This is a genomic window from Pseudomonadota bacterium, assembly GCA_034660915.1.
Classification (GTDB): domain Bacteria; phylum Desulfobacterota; class Anaeroferrophillalia; order Anaeroferrophillales; family Anaeroferrophillaceae; genus DQWO01.
In genome coordinates this window covers 1-14,246 of the sequence record JAYEKE010000089.1, presented here as the reverse complement: position 1 = coordinate 14,246, position 14,246 = coordinate 1, and the positions used below count along the sequence as shown (strand labels likewise).

The following is a 14,246-nucleotide window of genomic DNA, read 5'->3' as shown; positions in this document are numbered from 1 at the left end:
CCCAAGTTCCTGGGCGATAACATTGGCTATGCGCAACAACACCACATCCTTCTGGCTGACCCCCGCCAAAACCTCCCGCTGATGATGACCGGCAATGGGCTGGACAATTTTTGGCGGAAATTTCCAGCGGGTCAGCAACATGGCACTGACTTCACAATGATCAATGCCGATAATCTCCCTTTCGATCCGGTGCAGTTTGATATGCTCTCCGGCATTGGCCTTTTCCAGCACTTCATTGAAAAGCTCAGGAAAAAACTGGTCCAGCACCACCTTACCCAGATCATGCAAGAGGCCAATAATGAAAAGATAATCGTGATTATCGTCCCGGGAATAAAAACGGCGACCCATATCCTGCATAACGGTGGCCACCACCAGGCTGTGCAGCCATAACCCGGAGGCGGAAAAATAGGCCGACTGCTTCCCCCGGGGAAAGTTTTTAATGACGCCAATGGAAATGGCCAGGGATTTTACCAGATTGAACCCCAACAAGGCCACGGCATGCTGGAGATCAGATATTTTTGAGGGGAAACCGTAATAAGCGGAGTTAGCCACCTTGAGCAGTTTAGCCGTCATGGCCGGGTCATGGGAAATGACCTCCTTAACATCTACGGCACTAGTTTTGGGGTTGTCCATCAGGCTCAAAAGTTTTGGAATCACGGCTGGCAGGGTGGGAAGTTCCTCAATCTTGGCATAGATTTTCCGATGTAATTCCTGTTTTTCCATCTCTGTCCACCCTGCATAAAAATATTATTCAGGTTATAAACTAACCACTTTCGCTTCCAGCAGGCCGTCCTGTTCCAACAATTCCTCCAGGGCAGCTTCAGAAACATCATTGTCCAGGGAAACAAAAGAAACCGCCTTGCCACCCATGATTCGCGACAGATTGAAACCGGCAATATTTATCCGATGCTTACCCAGAACCGTTCCCACGCGCCCGACGATCCCCGGTTTATCAATATTTTTAAAATAAAGATAACTGCCCCTGGCCACCATTTCCAGGTGAAACTGATCCAGAAACAGAATACGACAAACATTGTCGGCAAATACCGTCCCGCCAAGCAGATGCTCATCAACATCGGTTTTCAGGCGCAGGAGCAACAGATCATTATAATTTTCATAGGATGAGGTTTTAGATTCATGAATCTTCATATCCCGCTCTTTGGCCAGGTAGGAAGCATTAATAAAGGAAACCGTTTCCTTGACATTCTTTTCCAGGAAACCTTTAAGCCCGGCCACCGTAAAAGGCTGGAAACTGAAAGGAATGTCAAAAACCCGCTCGCCGAAATCCTCTTTAAACTTCTGACCCACCATGATAAATTCAAAGGATTCCGGACGGCCTTTGGAAATCTGGGCGGCCAAGCGGCCCATGGATTCAGCCAGATCGAAATAAAACTGCATCACCGGCGGCAGCTGGGAGCGCATAAAAGGAATATTGACCGCATTCTCATAAGCCAGGCCCTGCAGCGCGTTAATCACCTGCCTGGCAATAATCACCGCCACTCCTTCCTGACCCTCAACCGTATTGGCACCAATATGGGGGGTAACAAAAACATTATCCAGTTCCAGTAGTTTATGAGGTCCTAAAGGCTCCCGGCCAAAAACATCTACCCCGGCAGCAAAAACCTTCCCGGATCTGGCGGCTTCATAAAGGGCATCCTCATTAATAATTCCACCCCGGGCACAGTTGATGATGATAATCCCATCCTTCATAGAGTCAAACTCAGGAGCTGAAATCATATCTCTGGTTTCATCGGTTTTCGGGGTATGGACGGTAATCACATCGCTTAAACCAAGAACATCTTCCAAACGGTCATAAAGAGTAACTCCAAGTCCGGTAGCCTTGGCTTTTTTGATATAAGGATCAAAGGCAATTATTTTCATCCCGAAGGCTTTGGCCCGGGCAGCAACGCTGCCGCCAATCCGTCCCAGGCCGATAATTCCCAGGGTTTTACCATATAATTGTCGTCCCATGAATTTCTTCCGGGTCCATTCCACATGTTTCAGGGAGATATTGGCAGCCGGAATTTTCCGGGCGGCGGCCAGCATCATACCCATGGTTAGTTCCGTTGCGGCAATGGTATTGCCGGTAGGGGCATTCATGACAATAACCCCTTTGATGCTGGCGGCTTCAAGATCAATATTGTCCAGCCCGACCCCGGCCCGGCCGATTATTTTCAACCGGCCGGGATTTTCCAGCAGATCGGCGGTGATAGTTGTTCCACTTCGGGTAATGATAGCATCATAATCGCCTATACAGGCTTTCAGCTCTCCAGGGGGAATGCCCACCTTTATTTCAAGTTCAATCTGGCTCTCATTTTGAAGAATTTCAATGCCTTCAGGTGCCAGGTTATCGGTGATTAAAACTTTGTACAAAGCCATGTCAAACTCCTTATCTGGATATTTGAAAAGATAAAAAACAACCTAGCAAAAAGCAGTTTAAAGCGCAATATTAATTCACTGCTCAACTTTCTGAGTTGCTCTAAAAACAGTAGAAAGAAATTTACAGGGATATTCCGGCATGGCTCTCGCTCATTCTCGCCGGCCGTCCCTGGCAACACTAGTCAGAAAGTTGAGTTCGCTGGAAAGCAGCGGCAAAAAGCTTGAGTATCTCTGTCAAAATCTGGTAGGCAGTTGCAACTGAAATGATGATAAAAATTTAACCGAACAGGAGATATCTATCAAAGAGATTTTTTAGCGGCTTTGATTTTGGGATTGATACTGCCCTGGCAATACCACGGCGGCTGAATTGGTGGAAAACCTCCGAGGTCCGCAAAACCAACCTGGGAAGTTGAGAGATTAAATTCGACAGCTATCCTTTTTACATACTGGCAATTGAATTACTCCATTGACAGGCTTCACTATAGAGCCTGGGAATTGCAGCTTCATCGATACCCAACCGTTTGGCAATTTTTGCAATGGAAGCCCATTTCCCTTGTTCATAGGCAATACTGAGCATCAGGAATCCGGCCAGCAGTCCCTTCTTGTGAACCAACGCTGTAACCAAGCTTTCCGACAATGGCAATTTTTCCATCACCTTATCCATCGGCTGATCAATAATCGCATCAATCAGGGAAAACATACCGACGGTAAAAAGTTCAGCCGCTTTCAGCTGATATTTACTTTCCTTACCCAATAATTCACAGAATTTCCCCCTGATACAGGACAAGCTGATCAATTCATGTGGTTTACCTTCGGCAAGTGTGGTAATCGTCATCAGGGACATAAAACGCCGCAGCTCAGTCCCACCCATATAGACCAGGGCTTGTTTAATAGCTGAAATTTTACTGGGTTTGGCAAAAAAGGGTGAATTGATATAACGCAGTAATTTATAGGATATCCCCACATCCCTGACAATCAAGGCCTCCAGTTCATTAAAATCGAAATCAGGTTTGTTTATTTCCGCCATAATTTGCAGCTGGGCTATTTGCGAAGAAGGGATCTCCTTTCCCTTCATGATTTCGGGTTTACAAAAAAAATAACCCTGGAACAACTCAAAACCCATATCCAGAGCCAGCTTAAACTCTTCCAGGGTTTCAACCTTTTCCGCCAGCAGGCGGATATTTTTTCCCGCTAACTGCTGGATATAAGCTTTAATCTCCTCGGGAGAACTGAGGCGAAAATCAAATTTAATGATATCAGCCAGAGATATCAGCGGCTCCAGTTCCGGTGAATATTCAAAATCATCAAGGGCGATTTCGAACCCTTTTTGACCCATTTCCCGGCAAGCAGCAACCACCTCTTCTTCCGCCTGCACATCCTCAAGAATTTCAACAACGATATTTTCCTTAGGCAGCAGCAGAGGAACTTTATTTACCAGCAAATTACGGGTAAAATTGATAAAAGTTTTTTTCCCGCCGGCAATAACGTCCATCCCGATAGTCAAGATACTGTTGGCCAGAACCGTGTGAGTAGCCACATCACCATCAATATCCGCAGCAAAGTTAGCGGTGCCATCGCGAAAAAGCAATTCGTAGGCATATATTCGCTTTTGCTGATCAAAAATCGGCTGTCTGGCAACGTATGCATCCATGATAATATATCTACAATTCGATGTTAATATGACAAAATTGTGATTATAATTTAAATCATTATTAAAAAAATATCGGTTTTTTGTCTCAAAACTTTACTTTTTATCAATATACTGAAAACCCACTGACAATTTACCTGCACTTAGGGCCTTTAATTTTCCAAGCTCAAGATATTTGCTTTGCATGAGACAAAGTACGCTTTAGTCGGATGAACCAAAATATTTACTACAAAAGTATAGTGGCTGAAAGCAAGGTACTGGAATAGGAGCACTTTTTTCGTATACTCCCAAAGAACATCTGCTAAACCTTTAATATTCAACGGGTTAGGGTATTAAATATCTCCCGGAAGTCTATATAAGAGGATACAATGTACAAAGAATATATACACTAGGACGAAATAAACTAAATTCTCTTTTTCCCGTTTATCTCATTAAAACGAGTAAATCCAACAGGTTACGTAATAAGATGAGTTTTATTTCCTTGTTGGTACGTTTTATGCTTACTGTATATTGTATAAAGAATATAGAAGAGACATTGAAACCTTTAGGAGATGCATAGAAAAGGAGGAGTAAAAATGAAAACGACTATCTCAACAATCTTTTTGGTTCTGGCAGCTATCAGCCCAGCATTTGCCGCGGAGAGCGTAGTGGTTTACAAGAGCGGGATCCTCGTCATCGTTTTTGTTGGTGTCTGTGCGCTGATCGTTGTGGCCCAGTTGGTCCCGGCCCTTATTCTGTTCATGGGGTTCATCAAGGCCTTGGTAGCGGGGCGCGAAAAAGAAGGAGCCCCAGCGATCGAATCCACAACGAATGGGAATTAACAACTGTCTTGAAAAAAATCACCACATGATAGAGTACCAATAATAATCCTTACCACATTCTATCTTGTGGAGAAAAAACCAATAAATAACTTTACCTGATTAACACTAAACTCAACTTTCTGAGTTGCTCTAAAAACAGTGGAAAGAAACTTACCGGCATGGCTCTCGCTCATTCTCGCCAGCCGTCCATGGCCTGCCTGTGCGTGCCGCACGCAGACAGGCCGGCTTGTGAGGACACCGCTAAAGCAATGTCCCCGATTGTCCGCCGCGAATCACGTCGTGTGATTCGTACGGCGGCCAATACCGCCTGCCTGTCGGCAGACAGGCTATGAGCCAAGCCCGAACATCCGGTAATATGTCCCTGGCAACACAAGTCAGAAAGTTGAGACTAAAATTAAGCCAGAGTCATAATGGTGGTCGATCCGATTGATAATATATTCTATCGAAAAGAAATGATTATTTCTCACCGGGAAGAATGTGCAACCTGATTGGAATGGCCTTGACTACGTGGACTGGCGGTTTTATCGTTCCGCTTTGCATATGTATGAGCTTTACCGGAACTTTTTCAACTAGCTCCTGCACTTCGTGACCTTGAATAACCTCCGGGTTTATGCCCCCTTCCACGACGGGAAAAATTGACAAAGGTCTCTTCATCTTTATCCGCCGGGTTCTGCTCAAAACCGTCAACAACCTCAACCGCAATCTTACTGCCCAGCAGGTGCTCGATGGAACGGAGTAATTTCTGTTCATCGGCACTGACCAGCGAAGTAGCCATGCCGCTGCATCCCGCCCGGCCGGTACGGCCAATACGATGCACATAGTCTTCCGCCACGTTGGACAAATCAAAATTAACCACGTAGGGAAGCTTGTCAATATCCAGTCCCCGGGCGGCAATATCGGTCGCTACCAGGGTTCTAACCTTACCGCTTTTAAACTCTGAGAGAGCCCGGGTCCTCGCGGTCTGGCTTTTGTTGCCGTCAATGGCAGCCGCGCCGATACCACTTTTTTCCAAATAAGTGGCCAGGCGATTGGCACCGTGTTTGGTGCGGGTAAAAACGAGTGCCCTCTCCCATTCGCCATCCTTGATGAGTTGGGGCAGACAGTTTTGATATATGATACCCTTTGGCAGACACACTTCGGAACCAATCAGATTGGCCATTACAGGAGGAGGTGTTTACTATTCTTATTGCACAAAATCAAGTAAAAATATTGACATATCTGAGTGGCAACTGTTAGTAATACCTAAATTATGCGATTAGCTTTTAGCACTTAGCGATTAGCTCAATAATTACAAGATATTTAATATTATACATATTCACCCGATGGGTTTTGTTACTAATCAACGTAAAGCCCTGATTATTAAAAGCTAAATGCTAATGGCTAATAGCTCAGCTTAGTTAATGATTATAGTATTGGCTTTATGTAGCTTTCTACATATAATAGTATGAATTTTACGATGACTCCCAAACCAGCATCTCAAAAGAAGGAGGCAAGATCATGAAAAAACTGATTGTATTAATGCTTGCAAGCATAATGATTGTTACATCCGGAGTTGCTTTTGCCGACAAGTTGTATGTCGGTACGGACACTGCTTTTGTGCCTTTTGAATACAAAGGCAAGGATGGTAAGTATACGGGTTTTGATATTGATCTGTGGGCAGAGATTGCCAAGCGCATTGGGGTTGAATATGAACTGAAGCCAATGGATTTCAATGGCCTGATTCCCGGCCTGACAACCGGCAACCTTGACGTTGCCCTGGCAGCTATTTTCATTAAATCCTCCCGGGAAAAGAAAATCGATTTTTCTCATCCCTACTTCAGGGCTGGTCTGAAGGTCATGGTCCGGGCCGGCAATAAAAGTATCAAGTCTCCAGCTGATTTAAAAGGTAAAGTTGTGGCGGTAAAACTTGGCACGGCAACCGTTGAATACGTTAAGACTCTCGGAGCTAAAAAAATAGTCAAGTTCCCGAATATCGATCAAGCTTATCTTGAAGTTGTAACCGGCGGTGCTGACGCGGCAATGCACGATACCCCGAATGTTCTTTATTACATCAAGGCCGCCGGAAACGGCAAGGTTAAGGCTGTCGGTCCCGATGTTAAAGCCTCTCAATACGGAATCGCTTTTCCGCAGGGAAGTGCTTTGCGTGACAAAGTCAACGTTGCCCTTCTTGAGATGATGGAGGATGGCACTTATGCAAAGCTGTATAGAAAATGGTTTAACGCGGATCCTGAATAATCTGCAGGTAACGCCTTCATGATCCCTTCTGTACCCAAGCGAGCACAGAAGGGATCTTTTTTTGATAGCCATCGGTTTTGCTACTGGTTACAAATCCATCAATCTTATACGGACGGGATAACTTATGGGTTTTGAATTTTCAGTTATTACCGACTCTATTCCCGCTCTTCTTGTCGGGGCCAAATTGACCTGGATTATTACTATCCTGGGAATTGTCGGCGGCATGATTTTTGGTATTTCAGCCGGGCTGGGACGTTTAGCGGGAACTGAATACCTTGGGGAAACACCACCCGGAATCTTCAAGTCGATCAGTATCCTGATCCGCTACATTTCCGGCGCTTATGTCGAGACGATACGAGGCACCCCGATTATTGTTCAGGCCATGTTTATCTATTTCGCTTTCCCGATGTTAGTCAAGCTTCTCCTGGATATCGAGCGTTTTCGTATAGAAGCAGTTACTGCCGCCGTCATTACAATTGTTATCAATGCGGGAGCCTATATTGCGGAGATTGTCCGGGGAGCGGTCATGTCAGTTGACAAGGGTCTTTTGGAAGCCGGGATGTCTCTGGGAATAAATCGTTTCCAGCTGATCTTTCATATTATTGGCCCGATAGCCATTAGAAGAATGATCCCGCCACTTGGAAACCAGTTTATTATCAGCCTCAAGGACACCTCCCTTTTTATTGTTATCGGAGTCGGTGAATTAACCCGGCAGGGCCAGGAAATTATGGCGAGTAATTTCAGGGCACTTGAAATCTGGCTGACTGTAGCGGTCATGTATCTGATCATGACGACTGCGATAGCCACAACCTTAAGGTATTTTGAAAGAAAAATGAAAATGTTTTAGAATCATGGGAGTCCTATTCTTAACTCCTGAGCTGAGAGAAAGATGAATAATGCCGAGTATTATTGAACTGAAAAATGTCTGTAAATCATTTGGCCATAGGGAAGTCTTACATAATATCAACCTTTCAATCTCCACGGGTGAGGTTGTGGTGATAATCGGTCCGTCCGGTTCTGGTAAATCCACCTTGATTCGCTGTATCAACTGTCTGGAAATGATAACCGGAGGAAGGTTGATTGTTGATGAGATCAATATCCCTGCTGAACGACAAATGACACGTCAGATACGGCTGGAGGTCGGTATGGTCTTTCAGCAATTCAATCTTTTCCCGCATATGACTGCCCTTGAGAATGTCGCTTTCGGCCCCCAGAAAGCAAGGAAAAAAAGTAAAACTGAATCCAGGAATATTGCCGCTGACCTACTGAACAAGGTTGGTTTGGCTGAGTTTAAAGATAAACTTCCCGGACAGCTTTCCGGCGGGCAACAGCAGCGGGTTGCAATCGCCAGGGCCCTGGCGGTAAACCCCAAAGTTATGCTGTTTGATGAACCAACCTCGGCTTTGGATCCTGAAATGATCGGTGAAGTCCTGGATATCATGAAAAAGATTGCCAAAGACAGTGGTATGACCATGATTGTGGTCACCCATGAAATGGGATTTGCATCCCAGGTTGGCGACCGACTGATCTTTATGGACGAGGGTACAATTGTTGAGGAGGGGAAGCCAGAAGAAGTGATGAAAAACCCCCGATCGGAGAGACTAAAGGACTTTTTAGGACATGTAAAACACCACTAAATCAACTCATCCCAGAACAAAAAGCGGGGTATGAGTAGTATACAAAAAAAGGCCATTTCTCTTACAAGAAATGGCCTTAATAGTCTGGCTCCCCGTGTGCAACCCTCTTCATAACCGTTCTCTTTCTCCGGAAGTTAACCGAAATCCTTCAATATCAACGCGTTATCAAAGATCAGGCTGCTCCCGATGATGCGGAAGCGGCGTCAACTCAATTTTCCAATTTTCTGGTTTCACACTTCATGTCACAACTAATGTCATAGCATGTCACAGCTCGACATTATTCCACGCCAATGGTTTAATTCCGGTTGTTTATCAAGTTGACGATCAGCTTGACCATGGTCTCTTTATCCGCAGGATTGCTTTCTGCGATCATCAGCGTGATGGCCACCAATGCGTTATCGGCAATCCGCTTGGAGCCATCTTTGCTGTAAAGCGATGAACAGGGCTGCGGCGATGCGTTTGTTGCCGTCGCTGAAGGCGTGGTTTTTGACCACGAAGTAAAGCAGGTTGACGGCCTTTTCCTCGATGCTGGGATAGAGATCCTCACCGCCATAGGTCTGATAGACGGCACCCAGGGCGCTTTTAAAGCCCTGATCCTTTTCCAGACCGAATAAGCCACCGAACTCCGTTCCCATGGCCTTGACGATTTCCATGGCCGCCTCATATGTCATTATAAATGGTGCCGGGCGCGTTACCTCCTCGATGGTCAACGTGCCGTGGTCAAATCGGTCCAGGGTCGTCAACGCATAGGCATAATCAGTGATGACTTGCAAAAGCCCTTTGGCTTCATCCAGACCGATGGCTTGGTGAGCCAACGTTTGTTCTAAAAGGCCGACAGTGCGCCGTAAATCAACCAGTTTTTGTTCCTGTTCCCGCAGCCGCTTTTCGTTGAGGGTGAATCCCCTGATCAGGTGCTCCCGCAGCACATTGGTAGCCCAGATTCGCAATTGGGTGCCGCGCCTGGACTTGACCCGGTAACCAACCGATATGATAACATCAAGATTGTAAAAATTGACCTTACGGCGAACCTGCCGGCCACCTTCATTTTGAACTACCGAGGATTGCTCGGTAGTTCCCTTTCGGGTCAACTCGCCTTCTTTGTATATGTTACGGACGTGCAGGCCGATGGTGTCCGTATCCTTATCAAAGAGTTCGGCCATCTGACGTTGATTGAGCCAGACCGTTTCCTGTTCCAGGCGCACATCCAGCGCAGCCTTGCCGTCCGGCGATCGATACAGAATGATCTCGCCTTTATCGGAACTTGCTGTTTTATCAATTTTTTTTGCCATCAATCCGTTCTCGGAATATAATTTTCTTAGACAACTTTTCTTTCGCTGCCCAATTCGCGACCCAATTCATTCGACATTATCCAATTGCCATACAGCGGATTTTTGCCACCGGGAGCATGAACCCTCAATCATCCGGCCCCCGGTGGGCGGTTGCGTCTTCGTCGACCCAATCTTCCTCGGTGTAGGACATGCCCTTTCGCCCCGGCACCTTGCGCGTCGGTCCGGCCTTGTAAAGAGCGCAGCTTTTCGGTCCGTAACAGAAGGTCTCGAACCGGTACCGTTTCTTGGACGGATTCCAGTGGTCGATGATCATCTCCACCGGCATGCGACAGCCCCAGATACAGGTCATGCACTTGGCGTCATACGTCCAGGTGTCCAGACGCCGATGCCCACGGCTGCGATAGGTTTCAAGGTCGGGCGGCACACCGTGAAACGGTGGACCAGCCGGGAAATCACCTTCAGCATCATTTATTATCTTCAGACCGCTTGCCTTGTAGAATCCGGCCGTCTCAAGCCACGGATACGGCTCAACTTTTTTAGGTGCGCCGGTGACGATATCCTCGAACCCGGCCATAAATCCCTTCTTGCGAAAGTGCCTTTTGCGCTTCGCGGGGCTCATGGCGTCCCTTTGCTTGTCACTCGACTTCACGATCCTCCCAGGCGGTTTTCCCCTTCACCTCGTCGATGAGAAACCGCACGCCCTGGTTGTCGGACGGGTTCAGCCAGAGCATCTTCTCAAAAATGTGCTCCGCCTCGTCAAAGCGTCCAAGACGCCAGAGACACAATCCATAACCGTGCATACAGCGCAGAAACGGACGGTTGTCGATCAGGCCCCACGCCAGCACGCCGGTAAAATCGTTACCCAAAGACAGCTCGCCGATGCGCAAACCGACTTCGTAATGCCGGATGGCATCATCGGGATGGTGGTCAAAGATGAAATTGCCCAGATGCGAATGGGCATCGAGGCAGCGCAGGTCCTCCTGGCACAGCTCCATCAATATCTTCATCGCCTCTGCCCGCTCACCGGCATCTTTGAGATCGCTGGACCGAGTGATGGGGTCATTGAAAGGATCGTCAGAGTCCTCGCCGGGCAGCACCTGTTCCATATCGAACATGGGGCGGGGGCCATGGGCGATGATCGGCTTAGCCCAATCTTCGATGGGGTCGTCTTCTTCTCCCCAGTACGCTTCCTTGGGGTCCCACAGGCCCATCTCTGCAAGCCCCAAAGGCGCCAGATCGAGGGCCTTCACGTCGATCCGAGTCGACTGAATCTCGCCGGAAAGATACGGATGACCGCCATAACGCCACTGTTTTCCTGGCTTGACCGTGACGATGGCGCCAGGCACCACCTCCCAGAGACGGCTTGCGCGCAGGGTAATGATCCGGTCGCTTCCCAGCAAACGGCACCGGGCGGCCCGTTCCTTGACCGCTAACGCAACCACTTCGACCGGTTTGCTCAGGTCGATGTCATCGTCTGTTGCCTTGTGCTGCCTGCGCCGTCGAGAGGTTTTTTGCGTCCCAGCTGGGTAAGGATCGAGGTTGAGCCACCTGCGGTAGGCGGCGATGTAACGTGCCCCTGCCGATGTTTGCGGCAACACGACCTCGGAGACTGCAATTATATATTCCGAACCGTACTCCCGGCGGCACTTTGCCGTCAGACCACGCCGTTCATTGCCGTCGTAGTCCACCGCGATCACCGAAACCGGTTCCCCAATGACGAAACCGTCGACCGGCAGGGCAACGTCATCCTCAAAGGCCTGCCGAAAGGCCCAGAGCTGTTCATCATCGCTGTATGCGTCGACGGTGATTTTCTCAATAAGCTTGTCCAAAACTTCGAGTTCCTTAACACCTTTCTTGCTTCTCGTACCCATCTTTTATTGATCCTTCCAGATACCGGATTTCACCAGCCGTTGAATCAGCGCTTTGCGCCGCAGGTGGCCGGCCATGAATTTCTTCAATTCCCTTTGGAATTGCTTTTTAGTCGCAAACAGGTCATAGGCTTCGGCGATGTCGACGAGTATGCGGCAGGCCTCGTCATAGCCCCGCCCCGATCCGCACTCGACAGGTTCTTTGACCGACGCCCAGGCCTTGGGAAAATCGCTGGACAGATTCTTCAGATACGCCTTGCGTTTCTCACGTCGCTGGATCTCCCGCCGCTTGCGGTCACGTTTTTGTTTTTCCAACCGGATCAGACGCGCCTTTTTGGCGTTCTGCCGCAATTTTCCCACCGTACGCCGGGGTGCGTCTGTATCGTCCGTCTGTGAACCGCGCCGCCATGCCGCGTACCGGTTCCTGATGGTCCGTTCGGCCTGCTGCCCCTTGCCCTCCAACAACGGTAGCGCCGTCTTCGACTGCCCGCAGGATGTCGTATTTATCGATGTAGTCGCCGAAGACCGCCGGCGTGCTGCGGTCGTCACGTTCGATGGGCGTACCCGTAAACCCAATGAAGGACGCATTCGGCAGAGCGTCGTGCATGTGGCGCGCGAATCCGTCGATGAAGTCATACTGACTGCGGTGCGCTTCATCGGCAATGACCACGATATTCCGACGAGTTGATAATTCGGGGTATTGCCGGCCCTTCTCGTCAGGCAGAAATTCCTGAATCGTCGTGAAAACCACCCCGCCTGAAGGAACCTGAAGCAGCTCCTTCAAATGTTCACGGCTTTCCGCCTGAACGGGTGTCTGCCGCAGAAGATCACGGCAGGATGAAAACGTGCCAAAGAGCTGATCGTCCAGGTCATTCCGGTCGTTTATCATCAGCAATGTAGGATTCTCCATGGCCAGATGACGGATGATCTTATCGGCAAAAAACGCCATCAAAAGGCTCTTGCCGCTTCCCTGGGTATGCCAGATCACCCCGATACGGCGACCACCGAAGTGATCGGTTCCAGAGCCATAAGCGGCCTGCGGCTCGCGCACCTCATACTGGTTGTACGCGTCATGCTCCGGGAAACGGGCATACAGCATGCCGACAAGGTACATTCAACCGCTTTGTTGACCGCATGAAACTGATGATATGCCGCCGCTTTTTTGGCAATCGCGGCTCCGTCATCATCGAACACGACAAAATTCAATACAAGGTCGAGAAAACACCGCTTTTCAAAAACCCCCTTGAGCAGCACTTCAAGTTCCACAGAGCCTCGCGGAGCGACTTCTTTGCCATCAATCGTGCGCCACGGCATGAACCGGTCCCAGCCGCTGGTTAGCGTCCCGCCGCGGGCCTCCAGGCCGTCGGAAATGACAAGCAGCTCGTTATAGATGAAGAGACCGGGGATATCACTTTTGTAGGTCTGAAGCTGGTTGAAGGCATGGCGGATGGTGGCCTTCTCATCTGCGGGATTCTTGAGCTCGATCACGCCCAGGGGCAGGCCATTGACAAAAACCACGATGTCGGGCCGCCGGTTTCTACGGTCCTCAATGACCGTGAACTGATTAACGGCGAGCCAGTCGTTGTTTTCCAGGTCTTCAAGATCGAGCAGCCAGACCTTGTTGTGCACCTCGCGGCCGTCCTGCATGTAGGAGACATCCACGCCGTCGGTCAGCATGCGATGGAAACGCCGGTTGTTTTCGATCAGGCTGGGCGAGTCGGCCCTTGCAATTTTCCGGACGGCCTCTTCAATGGCATCCGGCGGGATGTTCAGATTGATATTTGCGAGTGCGATCTGAAGCCTTCCAATCAAAACGACCTGGTCGTAATCCCCGCGTTCCGCCCCCGGTTCTCCGGGGCTGATTGCGGGTCCGGATTCGACCGCATAGCCGAGGCTCTCGAACCAGGCCAATGCTGTTTGTTCGACGACCGATTCAGTAATCTTGGCCGGTTCGGTGGTCATGATTGCCCCTTCTGTTGCACCGCAGGTGTTTCAAAAATGGAAACATCTGGATTTTCCCGGTCCAATTCCCATTTTTGGGGATTGTTGACGATGTATTCCCGAATTCGGGTGAATTCGTTTTCGTTACGGATGATGTGTTCGTAATAATTACGTTGCCATAATTTGCCGGGATATGACGGCCAACCGCGTTGTTTGACACCGATTGTATATTCATGCGTGGTAATGGATTTGAATGCCTGAACAATGCGCCCCACCGTATCCGGTAACGTTCCCCGCGGCCTTCCGTTTGGGCCGGCCGTGTTTGTGCCAACCACGTAGGGGCGAACCTTGTGTTCGCCCGTTTTGGGGTCGCCCGTTTTGGGGTCGCCCGTTTTGGGGTCGCCCGTTTGGGGGTCGGTCGTTTTGGG

General features: G+C 48.9%; 14 protein-coding genes and 2 pseudogenes. 6 read left to right on the top strand and 10 right to left on the bottom strand.

Annotation, left to right across the window (positions count from 1 at the left end):
* Together U9P07_05295 and serA are read right to left on the bottom strand one after the other, a co-directional pair.
* On the bottom strand, positions 1–723 hold a 723-nt coding region (locus U9P07_05295; protein ID MEA2108817.1), incomplete at its 3' end, for an HDOD domain-containing protein.
* 33 nt (positions 724–756) lie between these two features.
* Positions 757–2,379 (bottom strand): phosphoglycerate dehydrogenase, encoded by a 1,623-nt coding sequence (serA, locus tag U9P07_05290; GenBank protein ID MEA2108816.1) that lies wholly within the window; start codon positions 2,377–2,379, stop codon positions 757–759.
* Between the two features lie 139 nt (positions 2,380–2,518).
* On the opposite strand from serA, the gene U9P07_05285 reads away from it, so the two are divergent.
* Entirely contained in the window at positions 2,519–2,641 is a 123-nt protein-coding gene (locus U9P07_05285) for a hypothetical protein (protein ID MEA2108815.1), read from the top strand.
* 177 nt (positions 2,642–2,818) lie between these two features.
* Here U9P07_05285 and U9P07_05280 read toward each other — a convergent pair whose 3' ends face one another.
* Complete coding sequence (locus U9P07_05280; GenBank protein ID MEA2108814.1) at positions 2,819–4,030, bottom strand: HDOD domain-containing protein; 1,212 nt, start codon at positions 4,028–4,030, stop codon at positions 2,819–2,821.
* 572 nt (positions 4,031–4,602) lie between these two features.
* Here U9P07_05280 and U9P07_05275 point away from each other — a divergent pair.
* Both U9P07_05275 and U9P07_05270 read left to right on the top strand, forming a co-directional pair.
* Positions 4,603–4,848, top strand: a complete 246-nt coding sequence (locus U9P07_05275) for a hypothetical protein (protein MEA2108813.1) — start codon at positions 4,603–4,605, stop codon at positions 4,846–4,848.
* A gap of 158 nt (positions 4,849–5,006) precedes the next feature.
* The gene (locus U9P07_05270) at positions 5,007–5,180 is read left to right on the top strand and encodes a hypothetical protein (protein MEA2108812.1); all 174 of its coding nucleotides are present in this window, start codon (positions 5,007–5,009) and stop codon (positions 5,178–5,180) included.
* A 233-nt stretch (positions 5,181–5,413) separates the two neighbouring features.
* Here the strand turns inward: U9P07_05270 and U9P07_05265 are convergent.
* A pseudogene (locus U9P07_05265) lies at positions 5,414–5,947 on the bottom strand (helicase-related protein).
* Positions 5,948–6,345: 398 nt separating this feature from the next.
* Between U9P07_05265 and glnH the strand changes: the two are divergent.
* The 3 genes from glnH (at position 6,346) to glnQ (ending at position 8,720) form a co-directional block, all read left to right on the top strand.
* Complete coding sequence (gene glnH, locus U9P07_05260) at positions 6,346–7,083, top strand: glutamine ABC transporter substrate-binding protein GlnH (GenBank protein MEA2108811.1); 738 nt, start codon at positions 6,346–6,348, stop codon at positions 7,081–7,083.
* A 124-nt stretch (positions 7,084–7,207) separates the two neighbouring features.
* Positions 7,208–7,930: an ABC transporter permease subunit gene (locus tag U9P07_05255; protein ID MEA2108810.1), complete on the top strand. Its 723-nt coding sequence runs from the start codon at positions 7,208–7,210 to the stop codon at positions 7,928–7,930.
* A gap of 58 nt (positions 7,931–7,988) precedes the next feature.
* A complete protein-coding gene (glnQ, locus tag U9P07_05250; GenBank protein ID MEA2108809.1) occupies positions 7,989–8,720 on the top strand; it encodes a glutamine ABC transporter ATP-binding protein GlnQ in 732 nt (243 codons plus the stop codon).
* Positions 8,721–9,115: 395 nt separating this feature from the next.
* Here the strand turns inward: glnQ and U9P07_05245 are convergent, their stop codons facing one another.
* The 6 genes and pseudogenes from U9P07_05245 to U9P07_05220 form a co-directional block, all read right to left on the bottom strand.
* Positions 9,116–10,009 carry a virulence protein RhuM/Fic/DOC family protein gene (locus U9P07_05245; GenBank protein ID MEA2108808.1) on the bottom strand — a complete coding sequence of 298 codons (894 nt, stop codon included), beginning with the start codon at positions 10,007–10,009 and terminating at the stop codon, positions 9,116–9,118.
* Between the two features lie 124 nt (positions 10,010–10,133).
* Entirely contained in the window at positions 10,134–10,628 is a 495-nt protein-coding gene (locus tag U9P07_05240; GenBank protein MEA2108807.1) for a hypothetical protein, read from the bottom strand.
* Positions 10,629–10,644: 16 nt separating this feature from the next.
* Positions 10,645–11,880 carry a tetratricopeptide repeat protein gene (locus U9P07_05235; protein MEA2108806.1) on the bottom strand — a complete coding sequence of 412 codons (1,236 nt, stop codon included), beginning with the start codon at positions 11,878–11,880 and terminating at the stop codon, positions 10,645–10,647.
* 3 nt (positions 11,881–11,883) lie between these two features.
* Positions 11,884–12,228, bottom strand: a complete 345-nt coding sequence (locus U9P07_05230) for a hypothetical protein (GenBank protein MEA2108805.1) — start codon at positions 12,226–12,228, stop codon at positions 11,884–11,886.
* A 112-nt stretch (positions 12,229–12,340) separates the two neighbouring features.
* Positions 12,341–13,839, bottom strand: a pseudogene (locus U9P07_05225) (type I restriction endonuclease).
* Positions 13,836–14,246: transposase (locus tag U9P07_05220; protein MEA2108804.1), on the bottom strand; the 411-nt coding region annotated here is incomplete at its 5' end. The pseudogene U9P07_05225 and the gene U9P07_05220, both read right to left, overlap by 4 nt.

Coding starts and splice junctions, on each gene's coding strand:
- serA (MEA2108816.1), bottom strand. CDS start 2,379: ATGGCTTTGTACAAAGTTTTAATCACCGATAACCTGGCACCTGAAGGC.
- U9P07_05285 (MEA2108815.1), top strand. CDS start 2,519: ATGGCTCTCGCTCATTCTCGCCGGCCGTCCCTGGCAACACTAGTCAGA.
- U9P07_05280 (MEA2108814.1), bottom strand. CDS start 4,030: ATGGATGCATACGTTGCCAGACAGCCGATTTTTGATCAGCAAAAGCGA.
- U9P07_05275 (MEA2108813.1), top strand. CDS start 4,603: ATGAAAACGACTATCTCAACAATCTTTTTGGTTCTGGCAGCTATCAGC.
- U9P07_05270 (MEA2108812.1), top strand. CDS start 5,007: ATGGCTCTCGCTCATTCTCGCCAGCCGTCCATGGCCTGCCTGTGCGTG.
- glnH (MEA2108811.1), top strand. CDS start 6,346: ATGAAAAAACTGATTGTATTAATGCTTGCAAGCATAATGATTGTTACA.
- U9P07_05255 (MEA2108810.1), top strand. CDS start 7,208: ATGGGTTTTGAATTTTCAGTTATTACCGACTCTATTCCCGCTCTTCTT.
- U9P07_05245 (MEA2108808.1), bottom strand. CDS start 10,009: ATGGCAAAAAAAATTGATAAAACAGCAAGTTCCGATAAAGGCGAGATC.
- U9P07_05240 (MEA2108807.1), bottom strand. CDS start 10,628: ATGAGCCCCGCGAAGCGCAAAAGGCACTTTCGCAAGAAGGGATTTATG.
- U9P07_05235 (MEA2108806.1), bottom strand. CDS start 11,880: ATGGGTACGAGAAGCAAGAAAGGTGTTAAGGAACTCGAAGTTTTGGAC.